The sequence below is a fragment of the Hyunsoonleella sp. J2K-J805 genome (genome assembly GCF_057167125.1).
In genome coordinates, this window is record NZ_CM169901.1 from 571502 (window position 1) to 597648 (window position 26147).

At 31.8% G+C, this 26147-nt stretch carries 21 protein-coding genes; 4 read left to right on the top strand and 17 right to left on the bottom strand.

From position 1 onward, the window contains the following. Nucleotides 1-19 precede the first annotated feature (19 nt). From AC1B0Z_RS02530 to AC1B0Z_RS02545, 4 genes are all read left to right on the top strand, one after another. Nucleotides 20-781: a carbonic anhydrase family protein gene (locus AC1B0Z_RS02530; RefSeq protein ID WP_483793977.1), complete on the top strand. Its 762-nt coding sequence runs from the start codon at nucleotides 20-22 to the stop codon at nucleotides 779-781. 95 nt (nucleotides 782-876) lie between these two features. Then, complete coding sequence (locus tag AC1B0Z_RS02535) at nucleotides 877-1911, top strand: o-succinylbenzoate synthase (protein ID WP_483793978.1); 1035 nt, start codon at nucleotides 877-879, stop codon at nucleotides 1909-1911. 3 nt (nucleotides 1912-1914) lie between these two features. After that, nucleotides 1915-2874, top strand: coding sequence for a lysostaphin resistance A-like protein (locus AC1B0Z_RS02540; RefSeq protein WP_483793979.1), 960 nt, complete (start codon nucleotides 1915-1917; stop codon nucleotides 2872-2874). 9 nt (nucleotides 2875-2883) lie between these two features. Next, nucleotides 2884-3960, top strand: a complete 1077-nt coding sequence (locus AC1B0Z_RS02545) for an AMP-binding protein (protein WP_483793980.1) — start codon at nucleotides 2884-2886, stop codon at nucleotides 3958-3960. 53 nt (nucleotides 3961-4013) lie between these two features. Here the strand turns inward: AC1B0Z_RS02545 and AC1B0Z_RS02550 are convergent, their stop codons facing one another. The 17 genes from AC1B0Z_RS02550 to AC1B0Z_RS02630 all read right to left on the bottom strand — a co-directional run bounded on the left by AC1B0Z_RS02550 (nucleotide 4014) and on the right by AC1B0Z_RS02630 (nucleotide 26147). Continuing rightward, nucleotides 4014-4760 (bottom strand): YebC/PmpR family DNA-binding transcriptional regulator, encoded by a 747-nt coding sequence (locus AC1B0Z_RS02550; RefSeq protein WP_483793981.1) that lies wholly within the window; start codon nucleotides 4758-4760, stop codon nucleotides 4014-4016. A 139-nt stretch (nucleotides 4761-4899) separates the two neighbouring features. Further along, a complete protein-coding gene (locus AC1B0Z_RS02555) occupies nucleotides 4900-5193 on the bottom strand; it encodes a 4a-hydroxytetrahydrobiopterin dehydratase (protein WP_483793982.1) in 294 nt (97 codons plus the stop codon). Between the two features lie 63 nt (nucleotides 5194-5256). Continuing rightward, a complete protein-coding gene (locus AC1B0Z_RS02560) occupies nucleotides 5257-6087 on the bottom strand; it encodes a sugar nucleotide-binding protein (protein ID WP_483793983.1) in 831 nt (276 codons plus the stop codon). A gap of 27 nt (nucleotides 6088-6114) precedes the next feature. After that, nucleotides 6115-7026, bottom strand: a complete 912-nt coding sequence (locus AC1B0Z_RS02565; RefSeq protein WP_483793984.1) for a glutaminase — start codon at nucleotides 7024-7026, stop codon at nucleotides 6115-6117. After that, a complete protein-coding gene (gcvT, locus tag AC1B0Z_RS02570) occupies nucleotides 7026-8108 on the bottom strand; it encodes a glycine cleavage system aminomethyltransferase GcvT (RefSeq protein ID WP_483793985.1) in 1083 nt (360 codons plus the stop codon). The genes AC1B0Z_RS02565 and gcvT overlap by 1 nt, the downstream gene beginning before the upstream one ends. 926 nt (nucleotides 8109-9034) lie before the next feature. Beyond that, nucleotides 9035-9466 carry a hypothetical protein gene (locus tag AC1B0Z_RS02575; RefSeq protein ID WP_483793986.1) on the bottom strand — a complete coding sequence of 144 codons (432 nt, stop codon included), beginning with the start codon at nucleotides 9464-9466 and terminating at the stop codon, nucleotides 9035-9037. 267 nt (nucleotides 9467-9733) lie between these two features. Then, nucleotides 9734-11164 carry a phospholipase D-like domain-containing protein gene (locus tag AC1B0Z_RS02580; RefSeq protein WP_483793987.1) on the bottom strand — a complete coding sequence of 477 codons (1431 nt, stop codon included), beginning with the start codon at nucleotides 11162-11164 and terminating at the stop codon, nucleotides 9734-9736. Further along, nucleotides 11151-14645 carry an AAA domain-containing protein gene (locus AC1B0Z_RS02585; protein ID WP_483793988.1) on the bottom strand — a complete coding sequence of 1165 codons (3495 nt, stop codon included), beginning with the start codon at nucleotides 14643-14645 and terminating at the stop codon, nucleotides 11151-11153. The genes AC1B0Z_RS02580 and AC1B0Z_RS02585 overlap by 14 nt, the downstream gene beginning before the upstream one ends. Nucleotides 14646-14740: 95 nt before the next feature. Continuing rightward, nucleotides 14741-17164 (bottom strand): DUF2813 domain-containing protein, encoded by a 2424-nt coding sequence (locus AC1B0Z_RS02590; RefSeq protein WP_483793989.1) that lies wholly within the window; start codon nucleotides 17162-17164, stop codon nucleotides 14741-14743. Next, the gene (locus tag AC1B0Z_RS02595; protein WP_483793990.1) at nucleotides 17145-17348 is read right to left on the bottom strand and encodes a hypothetical protein; all 204 of its coding nucleotides are present in this window, start codon (nucleotides 17346-17348) and stop codon (nucleotides 17145-17147) included. The genes AC1B0Z_RS02590 and AC1B0Z_RS02595 overlap by 20 nt, the downstream gene beginning before the upstream one ends. Nucleotides 17349-17353: 5 nt before the next feature. After that, complete coding sequence (locus tag AC1B0Z_RS02600; RefSeq protein ID WP_483793991.1) at nucleotides 17354-17773, bottom strand: GIY-YIG nuclease family protein; 420 nt, start codon at nucleotides 17771-17773, stop codon at nucleotides 17354-17356. Nucleotides 17774-18978: 1205 nt separating this feature from the next. Then, the gene (locus AC1B0Z_RS02605) at nucleotides 18979-20088 is read right to left on the bottom strand and encodes a response regulator (RefSeq protein ID WP_483793992.1); all 1110 of its coding nucleotides are present in this window, start codon (nucleotides 20086-20088) and stop codon (nucleotides 18979-18981) included. Next, nucleotides 20085-22262, bottom strand: a complete 2178-nt coding sequence (locus AC1B0Z_RS02610) for a sensor histidine kinase (protein ID WP_483793993.1) — start codon at nucleotides 22260-22262, stop codon at nucleotides 20085-20087. The genes AC1B0Z_RS02605 and AC1B0Z_RS02610 overlap by 4 nt, the downstream gene beginning before the upstream one ends. Then, entirely contained in the window at nucleotides 22259-23482 is a 1224-nt protein-coding gene (locus tag AC1B0Z_RS02615) for a DNA cytosine methyltransferase (protein WP_483793994.1), read from the bottom strand. Before AC1B0Z_RS02615 ends, AC1B0Z_RS02610 begins: the two co-directional genes overlap by 4 nt. Before the next feature lie 235 nt (nucleotides 23483-23717). Then, on the bottom strand, nucleotides 23718-24584 hold the full coding sequence (locus AC1B0Z_RS02620) for a hypothetical protein (protein WP_483793995.1): 867 nt from the start codon (nucleotides 24582-24584) through the stop codon (nucleotides 23718-23720). 28 nt (nucleotides 24585-24612) lie between these two features. After that, nucleotides 24613-25680 carry a hypothetical protein gene (locus tag AC1B0Z_RS02625; RefSeq protein WP_483793996.1) on the bottom strand — a complete coding sequence of 356 codons (1068 nt, stop codon included), beginning with the start codon at nucleotides 25678-25680 and terminating at the stop codon, nucleotides 24613-24615. Then, nucleotides 25677-26147, bottom strand: coding sequence for a hypothetical protein (locus AC1B0Z_RS02630; protein WP_483793997.1), 471 nt, complete (start codon nucleotides 26145-26147; stop codon nucleotides 25677-25679). The genes AC1B0Z_RS02625 and AC1B0Z_RS02630 overlap by 4 nt, the downstream gene beginning before the upstream one ends.

Below are 26147 nucleotides of genomic sequence, written 5' to 3' on the forward strand. Positions count from 1 at the left end.
ATCACTTAATTCTTTCGCTATGAAAACAAATTTTAAAATTTCGGGAATTCTATTATCGTTTTTAATGTTTATCTCTTGTGAAAACATGGATAAAAAAACCAATACTGCCGACACAGTATCAGACAATTTAAGTATTGAAACCCCTGTAAAAAGCATACTTACTGCAGAAGAGCAGGCTAGCATGACCCCTGATGAAATCATTGGTAGACTTAAAAAGGGCAATGAAAACTTTGTTAATAATAATTTAACTAAGAGAGACCATTCTCAGCAACGCAGAAAAGCCACAATCGGTCAGTATCCAAAAGCTATTGTGCTATCCTGCGTAGATAGTAGGGTACCCGTAGAGGATGTTTTTGATTTGGGTATAGGAGATATATTTGTGGCCAGGGTCGCTGGCAACATTGAAAACAACGACATTGTAGGCTCTATGGAATTTGCATCTGCTGTAGCGGGGTCAAAAGTTGTGATAGTTATGGGGCACACAGCTTGTGGAGCTGTAAAACATGCGATAGACAATACAGATGCTGCAGCTATGAATATGACTGCTCTAGACAACTTATTAAAAGCTATTAAACCTTCTGTTGAAATCACAGAAAAAACAGGAGAAGTGTCATCAAAAAATATAGCTTTCACTAATAATGTTATCAAAAACAATGCTTTAAAAACAGTTGAGGATATAAGAGCTGCATCACCCGTTATGAAGGACCTTGAACAACAAGGCAAAATTAAAATAGTTGCAGCGGTTTACGACATGGAAACGGGAAAAGTAAATTTTATGTAAAGCAATTTTAATATTATTAAACGAAAGGACAGCTTATAATTTAAAAGTTGTCCTTTTTATAGTTTGTTGTCTATTTTTACAACATTATACTTAGCATGAGGGCGAGATACCATAAACACATTTTAAAATTTAAAACACCCAGCGGTACCTCTAGAGGAGTGTTGAAAACCAAAGACACCTGGATCATCAAAATTGATTCTGAAGAAAAAACAGGTGTAGGAGAGTGTGGTATGTTCAAAGGGTTATCCGCAGACGATAGACCAGATTTTATTGAGAAGCTAAAATGGACGTCCCAAAATATTGATAAAGGCTTAAAATTTTTAATTTCAAGACTTAATGAATTTCCTAGTATTCAGTTTGGTCTAGAAATGGCATTTAAATCTCTTGAGGCAAACGATACTTTCGAATTATTTCCATCAGACTTTACAAACGCAAAGGCTTCTATTCCCATTAATGGCTTAATTTGGATGGGTAGTAAAAGTTTTATGCAACAGCAAATTGCAGACAAGATTGACGCAGGCTTCAATTGCATTAAGATGAAAATAGGCGCTATCGATTTTCAGACCGAAGTGGGCTTATTAAAATCTATAAGACAAGAATTCACTTCAAAAGATATTGAGCTTAGGGTGGATGCTAATGGGGCTTTTGGTGCAGATGAAGCACTGGAAAAATTAAATATCCTATCCGATTTTGATTTGCATTCCATTGAACAACCTATAAAGCAAGGTCAAATGGAGGAAATGTCCCGACTTTGTGAAATCACGCCTTTACCCATCGCCCTTGACGAAGAGTTAATAGGTGTTTTTGATGTAACAAAAAAAGCAGAATTGTTACAAACAATTCGTCCACAATACATTATATTGAAACCCACTTTGGTAGGTGGGTATCACGGGAGTGATGCTTGGATAGCTATTGCAGAAAAAAACAATATTGGTTGGTGGATAACAAGCGCTCTGGAGAGTAATATTGGTTTAAATGCTATAGCTCAATATACCTTTACCAAACGGAACAAGCTCCCACAAGGTTTGGGTACAGGTGGCTTGTTTACAAATAATTTTGATTCGCCACTTTACGTAAACCATGGTGGATTACATTATGATAGACATAAAAATTGGAACATTAATTTATAAATTATGTATATAGAGCAGGCTTACAAGGGGTTAACAGATGCATGGCGGTATATTGTTGGTGGCGGAATCATATTTTTTGCGTGGCAAATTTTAGGGTCTGTCCCATTATTGACTGGACTATTTTTGAATATGGATGGGTTTGAAAATTTCCCAACCGATATTACTGGAATGGTTGAACTAATGGGAAGCAACCTTTTTCTGTTTTTAACGCTTATTTCTTTTGCTATAGGACTTGTTGGAGTTTTTGTATCATCTAAATACTTGCACAAGTTGTCCATTAAAAATTTAACTACTTCTAGATCAAAAATCGATTGGAAACGATTTTGGTTTATTTTCTTTTTATGGGGAGGGATAACCAGTGGACTATTGCTATTAGATTATTATTATATATCTCCGGAAAGCTATGTTTGGAACTTTAAATTAGAGCCTTTTTTAATTCTTTTGGTAATTGGTATTTTTCTACTCCCATTGCAAACCAGTTTTGAGGAATATGCCTTTAGAGGCTATGGAATGCATTTTCTTGGCACCTTAACAAAAAATAGATGGTTGCCGTTAGTGATTACTTCCGTCGCTTTTGGTGTGTTGCATATTTTTAATCCTGAGGTAGAAAAGTTGGGCTATATTATTATGGTTTACTATATAGGTACAGGATTCTTTTTAGGTATTATTACACTTATGGATGATGGTTTAGAGTTGGCACTAGGGTTTCACTTTGCAAATAATCTGTTCACCGCACTTTTGGTGACAACGGATTGGACAGTATTACAAACTGATAGTGCGCTGAAAGATATTACTGATCCCTCAGAAATGCTAATTTCAGAAATACTTGTTCCAGTTTTGGTAGTGTTTCCAATTCTTTTATTTATTTTGTCTAAGATTTATAAATGGACCAACTGGAAGGATAAATTATTTGGACCAGTTGTTGAACCACCAAAAGAAGATTATAAAATTTTAGAAGAATAAGATTATTCAATGACGCCCGATTATACTAAAGTACACAACAGGTTTAAATTAGAAGGATTTCACTATAACCACGAAGACTTAATGGAAGTAGCCTACAGTTTTGTGAAAGAAGGCTACCCGTATCAGCAGCAGTTGGGACTTTTTTTACTGGATTGGTTGGACAAGAAAGATTATATAAAAGTGCAGACTTCAGGTTCTACCGGCAAGCCAAAAATCTTAAAAATCAAGAAGCAAGCCATGATAAATTCTGCAATTACTACAGGTGATTTTTTTGATTTAACACCTGGAAAAAAAGTACTTAACTGTTTACCATCCAACTTTATAGCAGGAAAAATGATGATGGTAAGAGCCATAGTTTTAGGACTTGAGGTTGATATGGTAGTGCCATCATCGCTACCAAGAATAGACTATGAAAAGGATTATGATTTTTGCGCATTTACACCAATGCAGCTAAAGAACTTTGCAAGATATTTAAAATCGATAAAAACCGTAATCGTAGGAGGGGGGCGTGTTTCAAGTCATATTAAAGATTTGATAAAGGATAAGAAGCCACAAGTGTATGAGACGTATGGCATGACGGAAACCGTATCGCATATTGCAGTAAAGAAGCTAAACAATTTTACTGGTGATGCATCAGACAACTATTTTACTACGTTGCCGGGAATAGAAATTGCAGCAGATGATAGAGGGTGCTTAGTGATTAGAGCCCCAAAACTTTCAGATGAAACCATCGTAACAAACGATTTAGTAGAAATCTATTCTGAAAACCAATTTGAATGGATTGGACGCTTCGATAATATGATTAATACAGGAGGTATCAAAGTGTTTCCAGAGAGAATAGAGCAGAAGCTACAGGATAGAATGGATGGTAGACAATTTTTTATTCACGGTATTAAGGACGATACTCTAGGAGAAAAGATTGTTATGGTTGTTGAAGGCGGCGAAAAAGACTTAAATACGTCATTATTTGATGTTTTAGATAAATATGAAAAACCTAAAGATGTTTTATTTACCCGTAAGTTTAAAGAAACTGCCTCAGGGAAAATTCATAGAGCTAAAACTATTCAATCTATATTAGAACAATAAAAAAAATCCGAATCAGTAGTTATTCGGATTTTTAATTTCGTTTCGCTCTATAATCAATCCATAGTCTCTTCCATTGTGTGGTATACGTTTTGCACATCGTCATCTTCCTCTAGCTTTTCCAAAAGTTTTTCAACATCGGCAGCTTGTTCTGCAGATAATGGTTTGGTGACTTGCGGAATACGTTCAAAACCAGATGATAGAATCTCAATATTATTCTCTTCTAGATACCCTTGAATCTTACCAAAACTTTCAAATGGCGCATAAATCATAACGCTATTAATTTCGTTACCGTCCGCATCCTCGTCGGTATCTTCAAAAATCTCTTCTACACCAAAATCAATCAGCTCTAATTCTAATTCTTCTAAATCAAGAGCTTCACCTTTTATTTTGAAATTGCAGGTATGGTCAAACATAAAAACTACCGATCCAGAGGTACCTAAGCTACCATCGCATTTATTAAAATAACTGCGTACGTTAGCCACAGTTCTAGTATTGTTGTCCGTTGCGGTTTCTACCAAAACTGCAATACCATGGGGTGCATATCCCTCAAACACAACTTCTTTATAATCGCCTTGGTTTTTATCACTGGCACGCTTTATGGCACGCTCAATATTATCCTTAGGCATGTTCACAGACTTTGCATTCTGTATCACAGCTCTTAATCGGGAATTACTATCAGGATCGGGACCACCTTCCTTTACCGCCATAACTATATCCTTACCAATTCTGGTAAAGGCTTTACTCATGGCAGACCAACGTTTCATTTTTCTTGCTTTCCTAAATTCAAAAGCTCTTCCCATTTTTATATCAATTAAAAGTTATAAGTATTTACAGTGCTAATTTTTCGTTTTTTAAGGCACAAATTTAAAAAAATAGATGTTATCGCAAGCTCTTAATCATTAGCAATTATCTATTGGGATATTTCAATACATACTGGAACTAATCCTCAGCAGGTTCTACAATAGTTTCAATAGCTTCTGCTAATTTAAAATCTTTGTTGGTAACGCCACCAGCATCATGGGTGGATAACGATACAGTTAATACATTATAGACATTAGACCAATTGGGATGATGGTTCAGCGCTTCGCACTCAAAAGCAATACGGCTCATGGCACTGAAACAATCCTTAAAGTTTTCAAATTCAAATTCTGCGTTAATGGCATTATCAAAATACTCCCAATCTGGGAAACGTAATAATTTTGCTTCTATTTCGCTTTCTGAAAGTTTGCTCATAATTCTGTTTTATTTTTAAAGTCCAGCCTCTAAATTAATCAATTTTAAACATAGTATATAACGCTACGGATTTAATTCTTTAAGCAATTCCGTACTTAAGGATTGTAAGTGTTTGGGCAACTTGTTAAACTTTGGTAATACCGCTAAGTATCTGTCATCGTTGGTGGTATACACACTTTTGTAAGCGACTTTAGATTTCAATCGAAAGGAAGCCAAAATATCTTTTATAAACTCGTCATGATGCACCAAATCGGTACTTCCCAAATGGAACACGCCATATTTATTTCTATTGATGATGTAATGGATTTGTTGCGTAAGCTTAGAGTCTGTAGTAACATTTATTATCAAATTGGGGAAGATTTCAATAGGTGTTTTTTCCTTGATATTTTGAAGTATTTCATTAATTCTGGGTGACTGATTGCCAAACACCATAGGCAATCTTAAAATGGCCACTTGCTTTTTGGGCAAACAAAGTAGCATGTTTTCAATTTTTATTTTGAAATGCCCGTAAACACTGTTGCTCAAGGTTTTATCTTGCTCATAGCTTGGATACTTACTGTAGGCGTCAAATACATTTGCAGAGGATAAAAAGAGAAGCTTTATCTGTTTTGAAAATACATATTCTGCAAGATGTTGGTGCAATAATACCTGTTTAGAAAAATCGCCCCGAAGTGCTGAAATTATTATGGTGGGTTTAACGATATCTAAAATTTCATAAATATCGTCTTCCTCAAAATTATATTGAAAAAAATGGTGGTTTTTCTCCAGTTGTTTGTTGGACGTGTTATAGGTAGCAAAGGTTCTAAAATAGGAGCAGAGTTCGCCATAAATAGCATTTCCTAAAAAGCCACTTCCGCCTAAAATTAAAATTCTATGTTTTTCTCTGTTCTTCATTACTAGTCTAACGCAAAAAAACAAAAATTAAAATATAGATAGTTGGGTTTTTGTGGTGAATTGTTCAAGCGCCAACATCCCCAATTTAGAATTACCTCGTTTATTAAGTCCTGGAGACCACACAGAAATCACAAAATGGTCAGGTAAAAGTGCTACAATACCACCACCTACACCACTTTTTCCAGGTAAACCAACCTCGAAAGCAAATTCTCCTGCTTCATCATAAAACCCGCAGGTTAACATAATGGCATTGATGCGTTTTATTTTTTGTTCGGTTAACCGTGTTTTATTCAATATACATTTCCCTCTATTGGCAAACATGTAAAACGCTTTGGTAACCTGCTCACAAGACATGTGAAGCGAGCATTGATGAAAGTAAAAATCTAGAACCTCATCTACATCATTACTTAAATTCCCAAAAGATTTTAATAAATGTGCCGTTGAATAATTTTTGTGTCCAGTATCTTTTTCAGACTGCGCTACTTTTAAATCATAATTCAAAGAAGGATCTCCTATGATATCTCGTACGTAATTAAGAAAATCTTTCTTCGGATGCTCTAAATTAGACACTAAAATATCAGCGATAACAATGGCTCCAGAATTGATAAATGGGTTTCGCGGAATGCCACCCTCAACCTCTAAAAGCGCTTGTTGATTGAAAGGATGGCCTGAAGGCTCTACATCTACACGTTGTAAAATCTCGTTGCTTTTAAAGGAAGCAGCCAATGCTAATGCCAAAACCTTAGAAATACTTTGAATAGAAAATCCAGTTTTATACTTGCCAACACCATAAGATGCGCCAGTGTTGAATTTAAGGTGTAATCCGAAATTTCGGGGATCTACATGCGCTAATTGAGGAATGTAGGATGCGGGAATACCACGATCTTTTCTAGACATAACTTGCCTGTAAATATCCTCTAAAATAGCTTGATAATCCATTAATTTTTGTAAAAAGGCAGTTTAACAACGGTTGCAGGTACTGCTTTTTTTCTAATTTGAATGTTTATTTTACTGCCAGCGTCAGCAAAAATAGGAGGGACGTAGCCTAATCCAATACCCTTGCCTAAGGATGGTGCCATAGTGCCAGAAGTGACATTTCCGATGATATTGCCATTACCATCTACGATATCGTAGCCATGACGTGGAATCCCGCGGTCATCTAACTCAAAACCGACTAATTTACGTTCTGATCCGCGTTCTTTTTCGGCTTTTAAAGCTTCAGAATTTGTGAATTCTTTGGTGAATTTGGTTATCCAACCTAGGCCAGCTTCAATGGGAGAAGTAGTATCGTCTATATCATTGCCGTAGAGACAATAGCCCATTTCTAAGCGTAGTGTATCTCGTGCTGCCAATCCTATGGGTTTGATACCGAAATCTGCACCAGCTTCCAAAACCTTATCCCAAATTTGTTGTACTTCACTGTTTTTGCAATAAATCTCAAAACCACCGCTACCCGTATAGCCGGTAGCCGAAATAATTACATGGTCTATACCAGCAAAATCACCCACCACAAAATTGTAGAACTTAATAGCGGACAAATCTACACTAGATAAAGACTGCATTGCTTCCACAGCTTTTGGACCTTGAATGGCGAGTAGGGAGTAATCGGCACTTAAATTGCGCATGGTAGCGCCAACATTGTTTTTAGATTGAATCCAATTCCAATCTTTTTCAATATTACTGGCGTTTACAACCAATAAATAAGTGTCTTCCTTAACACGGTAAATAATTAAATCATCTACAATACCGCCATCATCGTTGGGTAAGCAGCTATATTGCGCCTTACCAATGGTGAGTTTCGAAGCATCGTTACTCGATACCTTCTGAATTAATTCTAAAGCATTAGGGCCTTCAATTAAAAATTCGCCCATGTGCGAAACATCAAAAACACCAAGCGCATTTCGTACTGTTTCGTGTTCTATAGTAACGCCTTCGTATTGAACAGGCATATTAAAACCTGCAAAAGGTACCATTTTGGCGCCGAGAGCTTCGTGAGTGTTTGATAAGGCTGTATGTTTCATTTTAATGATTTTTAAGCAATATATAAACGATGATAAAACAAACGATGAGAAGCAGAAATGCTGTGATTATAGCATGTTTAGTTTTAAAGGATATTAGGATATCCAAAAAGAAGTTAGCGATAAATCTAATAACTCCAACTAAAAAGTCTTCCATAGTTTGAACGTTAGCAAAAATATTGAAATTAAATAGAACAATGGTTATTGAAAAACGAGAAGTAGTGCACAGGCTACAAAATATTCTATTTTACATAATGTAAATTATAGTACATTTATAGCAAATTAACGAATGCTTGCATTTTACATAATTGTAGATATCATAACACGCTAGTGTTTTATATCTACAGCAATTATGTAAAAGTTAATTTGCGCCTATGCTAAACCAACTGTAGCTATAATTTCATACTATGTAAAATATCCCAGAATAATCCGTAATTGTTAGAATATTTAGAACGTGGGTGTTGAAACATTCGTCTTTGGGTTTTGTAATTAAATTAGGCATTCGAATTATCCAGAAATTTTCAAATACGAGAGTATTCGCAAGGTTAATATTTTTTTAGAGGAGCTCATGAATGCGAAACCCATTTCTCAAGAAACTTATCGTCTGCACATGTGTACTATAATTTGCCGTTATGTAAAATATCCGCTGCCATTGCGCTCGATTGTTTTATAAAATCAAATTGCTCTAGCAATTTATTTTAAACACAATTTGCAACCGCATGCCAGCGCATTATAAAAGCTAAGTTTTGGATTCCAATTAAAATTCTCGCAAACGTGGAAATACGCGTCATAAAAAAATTTAAGACATTCTTGGCTAAATTAGCCACAAGAGTATAAAATTTTCCCTCGCTTAAATCCTTGCTTTAAAATTTCTATACACTTGTTTTGTTATGAACTTCTATTTAAGTTTTCAAGAAATGAACTTTACGTTAATTATTATGTAAAATAGAAATCATGTTTTCTAAAGCATATTTACTTAATTCTGGGATTGCATTTGCAGAAACACTAATTTCCCAATTAGATAAATGTTCTAACATGACGTCATTGCTTATAAATATCGAATTTGGATTTAAAAAGACTTTTGAAGGAATTAAATAGGACACTTTAGTTTCATTATCAATTAAAAGAACTAAACCAATAAATAAATTATCGCTTAAATCTCCTAAATCTTGTTTTGGAATCTTGATATTTCGTTCGGTTCCATAATTAAGTATTAGAAAATAAACATTGTAGCTATTATTACTTGTATCAATAATATAGTCTATTCCTTCTCTCCCATTTTCCTTTTGAGTTACACTAATCTGAGCTTTTTTAAGCTCTGAAATCATGAAATTTATAGCTTTTTTAGTTGTAGAATCCATAGAAAACAAGATACATTTTAAATATTTTATTATCTTTTTTTCTTGGATAAAAAAAGAAACAAAAAAATCATGACTGCATATAATTTTGGAAACAATATACGGTTCGTTTCGCTATATTTTAGGAAACATTGGAACTAACCAAGATTTCTGTAGAAAACGCTTTAAAACGTAGGTGAACCATTAAAAACAGTAACTAAACCCCTAAAATATGGACGCTCCACTCTCCTATTGTTTTACCAAAATTTTATGAGGTCGAATCTCAAACTATTAAATATTAAGTTCAAAATCTAATTTATAGTCTTTAAAGACCTTTTCCCAAAATCCCTCAACGTTATTGAAAAATTGAGTTCCTTCTTCAACAGCATAATTTTTCCCTTTTTCACCTGCATAAGATAACCAGTTAAAGCTTCCTTTTATATAAAATTCATTATCCTTAATAAGAATTTTTCTATGAGTACCACTACGATCATTAAAGTTCGTACTAAAATGAGTTGGTAAGTGATATATTTTTAGCCTATTTGGATACTTAATCTGTAAAGCTTTTATTTTTTCAAATGTTTCATAATGAGGTTTATTTCTGTCTGATAAATCAATACCATAAGCAATAAATAGTTCTGTATTTCCTTTCTTTAAAAAAGTATTCATTGCCTCAATATAATTACCTGTTGCCCTTCTTATCCATGGGCTTTCAATATATACTCTTGATTCTCCTGTTAATAATGCTTCTGAAATAAGTTCTTTATGCTCAAAAGTTGAGATGTCCTTGTATTTACCAGATAATCTATCATTTGGTTTATCAGCCGCTTTACTTTTTTCAATTATATCCTTAAATTCATTAAGTGTTTCTACATCCTGTGAAAAATCAAATAACAGAGGATTCTTTGAAAATTGATCATTAAGCGAATCTGTAGTGTTTTTTAATAGTCTTAAGGTTTTATTGTAAGCTTTAATCTGAATTTTTTTTCCAGTTTCCTCTTTTGGATAATAAACCAAAGCATAAATTTTCTCATATACAGCTCTCGGCTTTTTCACAATGCTTCGCTTGTAATTAGAAAGCTCTATTATCTCTTTTTCTTCTTGACTAGATTTACTGAACTTTGAATTAATCTCAAGCCAGTTTTCTTGTATAAATGAATGATTTACATCAACTAAACTTTTTAATTTGTTTTGAGAATGTGTTTTCGCAATTGTACTCGTCGTTATTTCGTTAGTAAGACCATCTACATAAAAAGTAAATTTCTCATTACTAGTTTCTGGGATAAATTTTTGATTTTCAAGGAATAGCTGACCTTTTGTAGTTAGTCTATAATTACTTTCATCGTCTAAATCAACCAGCCCTTCTTTAATTAAAAGATATAGTTCATCGATAATGAAATCATCTTCTTCTATCCCTAGAAAACTACATAAAACAGATTTTTCATTTAATCCAGTTTGAATAGTGTCTAAAAGAAATATATGTAAATCTTGTAATACATCACTAGGCTTACTTGAGACAAGCACATCTATTGTAGTTTGTATTTTTGGATAGGCTAATTCAATAATATCATTTAAAAGATATTCCTCTCCTAAATCATTTTTATATTTCTCAAAAAGTTTTCTCACATTAGTTAACACATTCTTTTTTCTAACATTAATTTTAGCCTTTGATTTGTGCTGTTTATTATTTTTATAAGGCTTCCTTTTTTTATTTTGATGCATAAAAAATCTCTTTTGGGTCGTTATAAATTAAACCTTCTTTTTCAAGATGAAGTGCAAACTCTTGTAACAACAATGGCTTGTTATTATTGTTTTCTGTCCATCTCCTACTAGGTTTTACCGTTTTTAAAAAATTAGCATCACCAACTACTATTAGTAATCGTGTTGCTCTTGTAAAGGCTACATTTATTCTATTGGGCATTTCTAAAAATCCAAGACCCGAATTATCATTTTCTTTAGTTGATCTAACTAAATCGTATATAATGATATCCTTTTCTGCTCCTTGGAAACTATCAACCGTAGCTACAGTTAAGTTTTGTTTTAAACGCAAATTATGTAGCTTAATATCATCTATTTGATTTGTTAAATATTCAGCTTGCTTACCATAACCAGTAATAACACCAACCTCATATTCTTCATTATTTATTAAATCTGAATAGCCATCTATCGTTTTTAAAATATCAATTATTACATCAGCATTACATTTATTATAGGATGATTTACTTGTCGGGTCCTTCTCGTGAAATCTATTAGGATATTTACTCGTATCGCACATAAAAACAGTTGAATTCGTCTGAAGATTTAATTTATGAGGTTTGCCACTAAATTTACTTGAACGAAGTTTATTTTCATAGACCAAATTGGAAATTATATCTCCAATTTGCTCTGGCATTCGAAATTGTAAATCAAGCATTTCTTTAAATTCTTCAGGTGCTCCATCAAACATTATTTCAAAAAGGCTAGGCTTGTCATAATATATTTTATCAAAATCAATCTTTTCATCTTCTAAATTTAATTTTTTAGCAACTTGTTCTTTAACGCTTTCGGTTGCAGTAACAAGAGGTGGTAACTGTAAATGATCCCCTACCATTATAACTTGTTGAGCCATATTAACCGGAACGAGGGTTTCAGAAGGTGTTGCCTTTGCAGCCTCATCCATTATCACATAATCAAACTCAAAATTAAAATCGCGATACATTCCCGCAGCGATATGATTAGCAGTTGCTCCTACAATATTAATATTAGTTATAAAACGAGATTTCAATGCATCTCTATTTTCAATATTGGAAAGTATGGATTTCCATTTACCATGCAGTAGTTTAAGTTTATTAAAGTTTGATGAAAATTCTCCCAAATATTCTGCCAGTTTATCATTAAACTTAGATCTTGAATCAAGGCAAGCTTTTAAATCTTGATAATCTTTGGAGAACGGACTATCAAGTAGTGTTTTTAATTCACGCTTAGCAACAGACCAGTCTTGTTTCTTATTGGACTCTTTCAATATCTTATTTAATACTGGGCTTGTATTGGTGTTTTGTTGATCAAATCCTTTTCTTAATTTAGAAAAATAGCTATCAGATTTTCTTTTAGTTTTATTAGCCCAAAAGCTTAATTTTTTATCAAAAGAATGTAGAGCTATAGTTGCATCATCAATATTTTTTCCTAGCCGAATAAAACTAACACCGTTGATTCCATTCATTTTTGAGAGGACATTATCTACAGCTAAATTAGTTTGAGATGTGATTAAAATTTTTGCTTGTCTATCCCGCTTTAGAATTTGAAGTATTATTTCAGCGATTACAGTTGTTTTTCCAGTTCCAGGTGGACCTTGAATTATTGTTAAAGGTTTTCTATACAATGATTTCAAAATAGCATCTTTTTGAGCCTCTTGAAAATTCACAGGTTTACCATTTTTATCTAATGATATGACATCAAGTTCAATATCAATATAACCTGATTCTTCTGCAAGTTGATTTAGTTTTTCAGGCTGAAATAAATAATCCCTTAAATTATTATTCAGGATTTTTCCAGCCATATAATTCTTTATTGCATAAAGTTGACGTCTGTATTGAATTTCCATCATTGAAGTATCTTCATAAAGAGTTCCCTTTAACGGGATTTCATCTTTACGAGTATCTGGAAATTCTCTAACGGATAGAATACTTGTTTCCTCATTAAAATCAACTGAAAACCCTATTTGTTCTTTATCATCTGTTCTAGGATCTGGTTTTATGAAAAGATTGATAGTATCACCTTTTCTAAAAATTTGTCGAGAACGATGTACTAAGCTTTTAACGTCATGAATTGTAGTCACATCAACTACTAGTTTAAATTCTGCCTCATTTTTTGAAACTACGTTAAAACTTGAATAATTTATACTAAATGCCTGAGATTTAAGGTGGTTTATTTCAGCTTCTAATAGCGTTAAATAATCCCTTAAAATCTGTCTAGGAATCCGAGGTAAATTTCTTTTTGCAGTAGCTTTCTCTTCAAGATGTAGTCTTTCAAGCAATCCTTGGACATCATAATGATCAGTCTTAACAGATTGACTTTTATCTATCACATTATAAGTTAGATCAATCAATGGGGTTTTATTATCAAGAATCCATTGATGCCCTTTAAGTTCATTCCCTTCTAGATTTTCTTTTTGCTTTACTTCTCCAACTACAAGACTTTTTTTAGCGCTGGATAAAAAACTAGTAAAAACATAATAATTATCTGAAGCCAATTTTGCATTAATTGAATTATGTTCTGTATGGAGTCTCTCATTTATACTTATGTATAATCCATTTTTATTTATTTCTTGAATAAAAGGTACTGCATTAACATTATTTTCATCAATAAATTTTATAAAAAAAGGCTTTTCTGGTTCTGCAATAATACTATCAATGAACTTTAGCAAATCATCCATTAACATGGAGTGACGCATATATCTTTCGTCTGGATTTATAGCTGAAGACTTTTTAAGTACTTCAGATAAAATTTCTATACTACAATCTGAAAGTAAATCTTTATAGTAATTAATTACACTATTAATTCGGTCTTCATTATTTTCAATCTCATAAAACAATTGATGACCTAATAAGGCGTAAATCATTGATAATGACAATGAATACATATCAGTACGAGCTTTAAGGCGATTCTCTTGTTTATTAATATATTCTGGAGCAGCGAACTTCATACTATATTCACTAACAGATGTCTTTTTCGATATTGTATGCTCTAAAATTGAAATTCCAAAATCAATAATAATTGGAAACCCATCCTTATCAATTAATATGTTTTTTGGATGTAAATCTTTATGTTGAATATTTTTTTGTCCTGCTCTATCTAGACCTTCACAAGCATAATACCAAAGTTGAGCAGTCTTTTTTATATTAGCTTTAGATGCTTCGTTATTTTCAGTAACATACTCTTCAAGTGTTTTAGCTTCTTGAATTTTCTCAAGAATCATATAATATACTCCTGATTTCGCATCCCGACCAGAATCAATTACTTTATTAATATATTTAGAGTCAATTTTCTTTAGATTTCGAGCAGTTATAGTAAATTGTCTTTCAGCAGAACTTCCGGATTCTAAGTTTTTAGGAACTTTTGCCAAATATTCTTTAGCATCAGGAGCTGTTACATCAAACAAATATCCATTTGGCGTTTCTGTTATTTCACTTACTCTATTGTATACATCTACATTGTTTAAATTCATTTTATATACTTTATTCTTTTAAACTTATTTAAACACACTTATTTTATAGTTATATTTTTGCATTCTAATAATTCTATAAACATAATAAACATTAATTATTTCCAATCATATTTTGTTTTACCACATCCACCACATCTTATTTCTTTACTTACAGTATCAAAATTTCTAAAAGAAACAGCTCTTTTTGTACAACTTTCTTCTTGACAATAAAATATTCTTTCAATTTCTTTAACGTCTGACCAAAATGCTTTTAGGTCTCCAATTTTGGGATTAAAGGGATTGTCGTGAGAAAGTAAATTTCCTAAAATAGATGAGTTTGCAACTCTTTCTAAAGTTGGATAATGCTCTTTCAAATCTTTGCTTTTAGACTTAATTCTTGATTTTAATTCATTAATTAATTCATCTGGCATTCTTTTTTCATTGATTTCGTTTGGTCTAAAACTAACCTTAACATCAAGATTAATACAAATCTCTTTTAACGATGATTCTAAGTATTGTCTAATGGGATTACCTAATCCATCAACCTCAGATTCTGATAGTTTTTTCTCAATCCTGGATTTAATATCTCCTTGTGATTCTTCAAAATGCGTTCCTTTAGCTTCTGTCCATTTTATTTCATTTACTAACCAACCTTTTTTCTTAGCAAGTGGTTTAACAAAATTCCTAAACCATTCTTCTTCATGTGTGAGCAAAATGATTTGCCTTTCAGAAAATTTTTCAAATAATAACTCAGCAAATCGTTTTCTATGATTAGAGTCAAAGCTTGATATTACATCATCTAAAACTATGAACTCATTGATATCATTAAAAGCATCTACAGATGCCAAAAAAAATGATATCCCAAAGCAATTAAGATGTGATTCACTAAAGTATTTTTGAGGAGGAGAAACCCAAGTTTCATTATATTTATATTCAATTGTTATACCATTAAGTTCGTCCTCTTCTCCCATTGTAACAATCTTAATCTCCTGAAATGGCTCATCAGGATTCATATATTGGTAGTATTCATTTATTTTAGAAGAGAAAGAGTCGATAAAATTTTCTAGGCCTTCTTTTTGCACCTTTATAAACTCATTGTAAATGATAAATAATGAAGAGCTCTGTTTTTTAAGTATCTTTCTCTCTTTTTCTAAAGTTTTGATTTTAAGAAATGCATCTTTAGAAGCTGATATGTTTGCATAAATTTCCGTTTTATTATCCTTTTTTATAGTCTCTTTTAATTTCTTAATTCTTGCTGCTAAATCATCCAGAAATAGAAAATCTAAAACATTAAACGCTATACTTTTAGAATCTTGTATTTTCTCACCAGAAGAAGGCTTCACTAAACTTGCTGTCTCCATAAGTTTTAGTTTTCCTTTTATAGATTCTAAATCGTTTTTTAATTGTTCATTTTCTGGTAATTTAAAAAGGGGTTCGGATAAAAGCAACTCAACTCTTTTTACTCTTTCAATGCTTATACTTTTTAACAGTTCTTGAGATTTTTGATAGGCTTTCAGCTTCTTTTCAGCTTCTTCAATTTCCTTTAAACGTTCAGCAATCTCTTTTATTAATTCATCTTTGCCTTTAGGTTGCAAGCATAATGGACAGCTCTCTTCTTTATGAAACTTTTTAATTACCTTATCTCCAGATTTTAAAAGGTCACCAATATAAATTTTGATTATTCCTTCTACATCAGCTGCAATTTTTTGGAACTCGTCGTAATACTTGTCGAAATGAGTATTAATTATAACTACTTCACTTTGAAGTACTATTATACTAGTTTGGACTTTTTCTAAAAAGGTGTTTTCCTTTAGTAGCTTTTCATTAGTTGCAGATTTCAAGTGTTTTAAAAGCGCATCGATATCTTCGATGCTTTCAATTTTCATTTTCGTTTTTAGTGGAGCTATTTTTGTTTTTAATATTTCAAATAGGTCCTTATCCTGACTTACTGCTGCCCCAATCTTATCTATAAGTATAGCTTTTTGCCCATTAATTTGTCCCTCGAAATTTTGATTTTTTATTTCTGTTTTTATAGAAGTAAAAGCTTTTCTAAGCACTTCTTTCTTTTTTGTCACCTCAGAAAAACCAATTATATCTGATAGATACTTGAGTTTATCGCCTTTAGTATTATCCACAAAGTCATTTAAACTTTTATAGCGTAACAATAAATTTTCTTCTTTAGACTTTACTAGATAATCACGTATCTCATCTGTTTTGACAGTATAATCTTGTTCTAACTTTCCTCTTTTGTAAAAAATTGTATTCCCTGTATCAAAGTCACTTTTTTTAAGGAATTTCAATGCTACTTCAGATATAAAATCTTCTTCTAACGAAGCATTTCTTAAAGCATCTTTTAAATCAATTTCAGTCCCTGCAAGGTGTGCGACTTTATTCGTGTAAAACCATTCAATAGAATCAGAGATACTGCTTTTACCCATACCATTATCTCCATAAAGAACAACAGATTTACCATTTAGTTCTAATGAAAGAGATTCCTTTATCCCACGCAATCCTTTTATATCAATTTGCTTTAGCTTCATCTTCATCCTTTTCTTGAATTCTTAGTAGTTGCAATTCGTTTTTTATTTTAGCCTCGGTTAGCGTACCTTCTTTATATAGACCTGATATCATTTTCGATATTTTTGAATCTACACCTTCTATAGCCTCAACAGTCTCAAAGAAATCATCCAATATTTCTTGCCCTGATTTTACTTCTTTGCTCATTATTTTTATTTAAAATACTCCCAGTTAATTCGGAAGCTCGTGATTAATTCATTTTTTAGAATCTCAGAACTAGTCTTATTGTTACAAATAGGATAGACACCATATTTATCTACAAAATCGAGAAGAAAATAACTTTCTAAATCTTCAATTTTAAACTTCCAAACACTTCTTAACATTTCGAAATTTATATAGGTGAAAAGTAATGGCTCTGTCTTTCTATAATTAGATAATCCAGCATTTTTAGATTTACCATCATAATGCTCTATAAGTCTACTTCCTATACTATTCGTTTTTTTCTCACTCATTCCTATGTATAATAGCTTAGAAATATCAAATGGATAGTTAATATCTATAGATTTACTAAAAATAAAATACAAACCAGCAATACCGTTTAATGGTCTAATGTTTTCTGGAGTAAAGTTCATTGGTTTGTCAAAATATATTATTACTTCTTTTGCCATTATTACTACTAACTTTTAAACTAGATTTTTGATTTAAGGTATTAACTCTTTATACATAATCATGCTTCATAGCTATAGCAATAAAACAATATTGTTAACACAATTAATTATAAATAGGGAGAGTTTAAATATAGTAAATTTTGTAAGAATATATTTAAGGGAAAACCGTAAATATCATAATGTGAATTAATTTATAATCATTCCACACACATTCTACTACTCTCCTATCGTCGCTTCGTAAAAAGAGTGTTCCATTAACATCGCAGAGGAAAATTATAGTGAAAAAAAATAAAGAAAATGATGTAATAAACTTTAGCTTTTTACCAAAGCTCAAGTTACATAACGCAGAACATTATAGTACAAATGTTATCATTGGTATTTTATGAGAGAAGTCCATTTTATAGCTATAATGTAGTATTATGTAAAATATCCCAGAAGCATTGTATTCCATTAGAATAATTGGAACTTGGGTCATTAAACTATTAAGCGGTTTGCTTCGCAGCGTTTAAAAACATTTGTAGCTATAATTAGCCGTTATGTAAAATAGCCGCTACCAAGCGCTCGATTGTTTTATAAAATCAAATTGCTCTGGCAATTTATTTTACACACAATTATCCAACGCTTGCCAACGCCAAAATAAAAGCTAACCTTTTTACTCGTATTAAAAATCGCGTATTCGATAAAATGTACGTAATAAAAAAATTTAGACGATTCTCGTGGATTGCCACAAGAGCATAAATTTTAAGAAATCGAGTTTTTACGAGATTCACGAACACATTTGAAGTTTTTGCAAATAATTAAATATGTGAGTAAAAATAAAATTCTATGCACTTGTTAACTGTAGAACTTCAATTAATCTTTCTTTTCATTCTTTCATTATTAGGTATTTTAAAAATTGATACTCAATCAATTCTTTAAAATAGTGTCTTGAAACAAAAGAAACAAAAATTCAAGACTGCATATAATTTTGGAAACAATTAACGGCTCATTCGCTATATTTTAGGAAACATTGTAATTACTAATATTGCTTTGAAATACCTTTTATACTTGAAAGTCTTAAGAAACCGAATTACTAAACCCCTAAAATATGGACGCTTATTTCTCCTATTGTTTTGACCAAAATTTTATGAGGCCAAGTTTAACATTGAGATTCTATTTTACATAATGGTTTAACTTAGGAATCCTTCTAATATTTCACTTTCATCAAAATCTGGAGAACCTTGTCTTGAGTAATATGCAGAGTATCTGGCTATTATATCTTTAAGAAAAGGACTTGATATGGTTGCTATACGCTGTTTTGTGCCATTTTCAATATGTTCATCGATAATATTATCATCAATAGTGAGTTTGTTTTGAAAATCTATAAACCCTTTTGGAATATCACCAGAATTTGGTGTAAAATGATATCTAGGTCTAGAGTTTCTTATATGGGATTTTAATTCACCTTGTTTACCATTACTCATTTGATGATTACTAAATTCAACATCAATATTTTCCGGATTTACTATTTTTAAGAAGAGTATTTTCTTAGATTTTCTTATACCATTTTTTAAATCTATATCACAAGCTGGTGATAATACAATATGCCTAGTTCCATCTTCAAATAAAACAATATCTCCAGTAAAAATATTATTTTTTACAGGTGCACTTATATAAAATTCAGCTGGATGATATTTTTCTAAATCTCCTGAAGTGGATATTTCTAAATACTCTTGCATATGTAACAAAGTATACCTCAATAAAGACTTTTCTTTTTCCTCAGGATTTCTTGTATCATCATTTACCCATAAACTCATTGAATTTGATAAATGGTTCCAAAATATATTTGTTAAATAGTTTTCAATTGTACCTTTTTTATTTAGAATATTAGTGATTCCTGTATTATAAATCTTTACAAGTTGTGACCAATAACTCTGCTCCTCCTCTTCTCCACGTGTTTTGATTTTAAACAGAGCAGATTCTTCTTGCAAATCTGCATCTACATTTTGAGGTGTTCCAGTAATTACAAATACCGGAAATCTTAAATTATTTTTAATTTCTCGAATAACTTCATTGCCTGAACTGTCTTCGCCTCCCGAACCTAGTAAGTCTAAATCAACAATTGCGGCATCAAAATCGGAATTTGAATCTTGTAATAGATTTAAAGCTTCCTCTTTAGTATCAACAGGTGTTTCTTTTATCACTACTTCTTTACCTAAATTATAAGACTTTATATCTCTTTTATATGACTTCAATACATTTGGGTCATCTTCTACTATTAACAACTTTAATTCTTTCATAAATCAATCTCTATTTGAAAATAAACACCTTTTTCTGATTTTCTGGCTTTTAATTTACCATTTAGTCTATCAACAGCTTCACCTGCAATTGCTAAACCTAAACCTGTTCCGTTATGCTTCTTAGAATAACCAGGTTCAAATATAATATCTGTCTGAATCTCATCATCTGTTAAACCTAGGCCATTATCTCTGAAATCGATTTGTATTGAGTTTTCAGATTCAGTAACATCAATTCTGATTTCTCTATTTTCAATATCCGAAAGTGTTAACCAGTATATGCTATTTTCTATTAAATTAGTTGTAGTTGTAAAAAGGTCTTCTTCCCACCCAAAAATTGTTGCAGAATCATTACAATTAAGTTTAAAGTCTATTCCCTCTTCATTCATAGATTCTTTAAAAATTTTGTAGCTATTTATAATCGTGTCTTTGATTTTAAAATCTTTTTTATTACCTCTTTTTTGACTAGCTAAAGGGTTCACACGTTTAAATAAATCCGAAATTAACTTGCTATTTCTTCTAAAACCATCAATACTTTCGTCTAAATCATCAAGTAATTCATCATCCTTAGTCGCTTTATAATGCCTAATATACCTTTCAATTACTCTTGTTTCTGTATTGAGAAACTGAATTGGTTTTCTTCCTTCGTGCAAAATGAAATTTACTATTTTTCCAAGGGTTGCTTGACCTTGATAAATTGCTATAGTTTTTTGAATATCTTCAAGTAAACCGGCTTTAGATTCTTCTTCTTTCTTTAAGATAGTTTTTATATGCTCAATGTTCTTCTTTGTAACATTAAACTGTTCTAATTTACTTTCAATATTATTTGATAAATCCGAAAAGCTAAATAAGTTAGATAAAGAATCATTTATTGTAATTCTTGATTGTCTGCTTTTTTGGCTTCTTTCTCTAAATGTTAATCTTCTTAATTCAAGTTCTCGTAGTGCTTTTTGTGATAATTCTTTAAGTCCAAGATAATATTCATTTTCTTTAAGTCCATCTCTTGCACTTTTTTCTTCAAGATTAGAAATTTCTTCTGGCTGTATAGTAATAAAACCAACAATTTGATTGTTACTTATTCTTAATGTAGGATTTTGAATTCTTTCTTTATCCAAATCTAGCCAATCTACACCGCCATTACCATAAGGTCTAATTCTAAAGAAACTTTTATAAATGTTTACGCCGTATACTTCATTCAATAATCTCCTTGCATCGTTTTTACCCATATACTTTTCTGTAACTGGGTCAATTAAACCTTTGTTAATTAGATTATCTATTGCTTCAGGCTCTCTATCAAATACTCGAAAATCGATTATTAAATTCCCACAATATTCTCCTCCATTTTCAAGTTTATAATTAGTTTCAAATGCTTCAGACTGTTTAGTGTCAGTAACATTGTTTTCATAGAGAAGCTTAGCATTTCCTTTTAAGTCAATTGTACCACTAATTCTATAATCATATAACTTAATTATTGGATAAGTCTCAATATCAAAACTCTCATTGTTATATTTTTCAAAAGGACTATTTGTAAATGAAAGATTAATTGAAAATTTGTCTTTCTCATAGTCCTTGAATGGTGATATTAATTTTCTTAACTCATTAATTAAGTTTTCAATTGAGTTCTCATCCCAAATGGATATTTTATTGTCTTTTGGCTCATCTTTTGCAATAATTTCAATAAAAGTGCCTGATTCTTCATTAGTCTTTTCCCTATCAATTAATAATTCTATATTTTCAAGAAAATCATCACTTTTAAAAATTCTCCAATCTATTATTGCAGTTGACTTTTCACCAGTTTCATCTATTGAACAAAGAGTCATTTCTTGTCCTAATATTGAAGCTGCAAATCTTCCAATACCTTTTCTTCCTTGAAATAACCTGCCTTTTGGGCTTTTCTTTCTTTTTAACTTATCGTCTGTAGCAGGAACAAGCCATTTGTTAATAACAGTATCAAAACTCATCCCGTGTCCTTCATCAGTTACCTTAATCACTAATGAATCTTCTTTATCTATTTGTTTGTACTCAAAGTTAATATCTACCTTAGGTGAATCTGCATCATATGAATTTTTAACCAACTCAACTAATGCCGCATATGAATCACCAATTAAGTCACTTCCAATAGTATGAATAAGTCTAGCGGCTGGCCTAATTTTATAAGTTAAATCTTGCTTGCTCATATAGTTTGTTTTTTAATCTGAAGCGCTATTTCTTTGGCCATTAGTGGAGGCACAGCATTTCCAATTTGTCTAAAAGCAGCGCTTCTTCCTCCTTCAAAAAAGAAATCATCAGAAAAGGATTGTATTCTTGCAGCTTCTCGTACAGACAATGAACGAATTTGTCGAGAATCAGGATAAATATAATGATGTCCATCTTTTGCAATGTGAGCAACCATTGTATGGGAATAACCATTTGGGTCAACTACCTTAAATCTATCTACAAAAGATTTTTCGTTTTTATGTGTTTTTAATCTATTTGGTAAATCAGGATACTTTAATCTTTCCTCATTTTTGAGCCATTTATTTATAGCTATTTTATAAATTTCTAAATCTCTGCTGTTATGAGGTCGCGCAATATGTTGAGAAACAAAATCAATACCATTTCTTAATTCGAACTTATTAAGGTAGTTTGAACTGTCATTTTTATATTTTGTTATATTGTTTTGTTCTCCTGGTTTAAGTTTTTTTAAATCTGATAAAATATCTCTAACTTTAAAATCATACTTATTTTCTTCGAAAACTGGATATTTAAAGTCAATATCCTTTCTCCAACCAATTAAAATAATTCTTCTTCGCTTTTGAAGAACTCCAAAATCTTCAGATTTTTGTTTTTTGTATTCTACTTTATAACCTATTCTTTTAAAATATGATAACATATTTTTTAAATACTTTCCTTTATCAGCAGTTTCGAGACCTAAAACGTTTTCAAAAACAAAAAATTTTGGTGAATAATTTTTCAAAAATTTAGCGTATTCCTTGTATAGAAAGTTCCTTGGGTCATCTTTCATTCCTTTTGCATCTCTTGCTCTTCCAACCAATGAATAAGCTTGACAAGGAGGTCCACCAATAACTAAATCTATTTCGTTGTTTCCTGCTAACTCATCTATCTTATTAAAGATAATATCATTGTTTTTACCTCCAATTCCAATATTTAAAACTGAATCGGATAATAAACTATCTCCAAATTTTGATATGAAATTTTCACGAGACATTTTCTCATTCAAATAATCGTAATAATGGTCAAGATTATTTTCCTGCTTTAATTTATGATAAATTAGTCTAGTTTCTAATGTATTACAAGCATGAGAGTCTACCTCCACATGAGCAACAGGATTAAAACCAGCTTTAATAAAGCCTTCAGAAAGTCCACCAGCACCAGAAAATAAATCGATAAAATTCATAACGTGAATATACTAATAATAAAAAATTGTGCAATGAGTTCGTATATAATTATTAACATACTTATCCATTCCACACACATTATGCTTCCCTCCTTTCGTCGTCGCATAAAAAGTGTTCCATTAACATCGTAGAGAAAGTTTTTTAGAAGAAAAAAATAAAGAAAATGAAGTAATAAACTTGAGCTTTTAACCAAAGCTCAAGTTACATAACGCAAGTACCAAAAGCAAAAGAGAATTAAGGTTTTTTAGGAAATCGATTATTATAAACTCTCTCCAAAGAATCCTTAGCATAAACTGCACCTAACAAACACCATGCCCACAAAACAAAATAATCGATGGTATTCTCAAAGTCAAGGACCTGACTCTCTGTAAGTCTCAAGGCAAGTATTGCTATTGAAGAAGCTATAACACCAAATACCAAGCTAGTATTTAAACGTTTTTTTTCATCCGGCACCTTATCAATTACATCTTTGATCCTTTTTGCCAGTTCGTCTGTATTTTGTTCAACGGCAGCTATATTTACCGAAGCTTTATTGCCCATACCTTCATTTTGTACTGGAACTTTTGATTCTCCTATTTCCTTTAAAATTGCCTTCATCTTGTTCACTAATTCTTCAATATTATCCTTTAAATCAGGAAGATTAGCATAATTTGTTCTGGCCCAACCTCCAATGAGCCCAGCTGAAAGAATGATTAAAATAATAAGCCAAATATTTGGAATGGATTTGAGTTTCGCTTTTTCATATTCAAACACGACTTTATTTTTTGAATCCTTAAGCGCCTCTAAGTTTTTAGAGTTTGATTCCTCTAAATCTTTATTCTTGACATCTATTACAGTCATAAATTCCTTATCCTTACCATCTTCTAGTCCTAAAGAATTTAAACTTTTAGCAAGCTTTTCGTCATTGGTCCTAATTTTATCAATAAAGGTTTTATTTAAATTATCTATAAATATATCATCTGCATCATTTATAATAACTTTTCTGGCATCAATCAAAGTTTTTACATCGTCTTCATTATTAAAAGTTTTTCTATCGGTAAATGATAAAATGGCCAGAACAATAATTAAAATTCCAATAAATATTTTAATTGCTTTTTCCATAAGATGTGTATTTTGAGTTTATTAGTTTTTATTCGGTAAGAGAGATTGAAATACTAGACTGCACTGTATCTCCATTGTCATTTTGAGAAGTTACCCTAATTATAACTGGTATACTAAAATCAAAATTATCTGTGTCAGTTTTAAAATTTACCGTGATCTGACCATCGGCATTGGTTTGTGCTCCATCTAATCCCGTAAATCGACCTGTCTGTACTTCTGCTCCGCTAACAATCTGAAAGGACTCGAATGTAGCAGGAGTCTCTTGGCTTACCTCTCCCGAATTTCTATTCAGATATACGTGGATAACATTGGTGGCATCTTCTCCCATGGTTAGAGAATTAGGCTCTATTATAATCTGGTCTGGATACGCTCTTATAAGATCTAATTCTACCTCTTCAAAATAGGTAGTTCCTGAGCCTACCTTGGCCAGTAAATAAATACGACCTACAACCGTTGGTAATCTCAGATCTACCGAAGCCATATTTTGTTCATCGGTATCTTTTATGGCGTTATCTCCAGACACACTTTGAAATACTCCGGCCGATTTTTCAAAGGTCACCTGATCAAACTCTTCCTGATTAAACAGTACAGTTGCTTCTAAGGTAATTAAGGTTTGTCCGTCGGCCCTTTGAGGAGAGTTGATTGGGTTTTGATCAGAATCCAATAGTTCAAGTGAGACAATCTCATCTACTCCCATTAAAACTATACTACCCTCGCTTTTATAGGTATTACTCCCCTTGGTTATTAATGCCGACACAAAGACCGGATTATCATCCAAGGGCATTCTTAACTTGGCTTCGGCTATACCATCTGATCCTGCAACATCTGTGTGAAGGCTGGTTCCTACACCCTGGAATTCTGCGTTGTTTGACGCTTGAAAGGTTACTGTTCTGGAGTTCTCATCACTGTTTGCGGGAATAGTTGCCCTTAATGTAACTATTGACTCTCCATCGCCAATGGCTTCCGAGATTTCAGTAGTTCCTTCAAAATTGAAAACTTTCAGCTTAATGATTTCATCAGGATTAACGGTGTCATCGAGCTCACCACAAGAAACCACACATCCCAGAAGGAAAATTAAAAACCCTGCCTTTTTCATAGTATTTGATTTAAATTAATGTTCAAGCCATTCAATCGATCAATCAAATTGTCAAGTGGGATCATAACATCACCTCTATCCCAAACATATCGTCCTTTAGATATTGGTCTTGGAAAAGAATTTCCATCCTTGTCTTTAACTGTTACATAAATCCATAATGCCATCTTATCCGGATTATTTAACATAATAATTTTAGAGTCAATATCGATATTATAATCATTTGGCACACTCGTAAAAGATTCGACTAACTTTTTCTGTCCATTTTTTTTAAATTTATAAAACCCAGCTCCTGGTCCCCCAATTTCACAAATTACCTCGCCTGTAATCAAGTCTTGGTTATTATTACTCTTAATCCTCAATTTGAAATTGACTGATCTAATTGAAATCAATGCGCCGTCTTCTGATTTATAATTTAATTTGGAGGCCACAGGACTGTAACCCCTTATTGTGTATTTTAATTTTGCCAT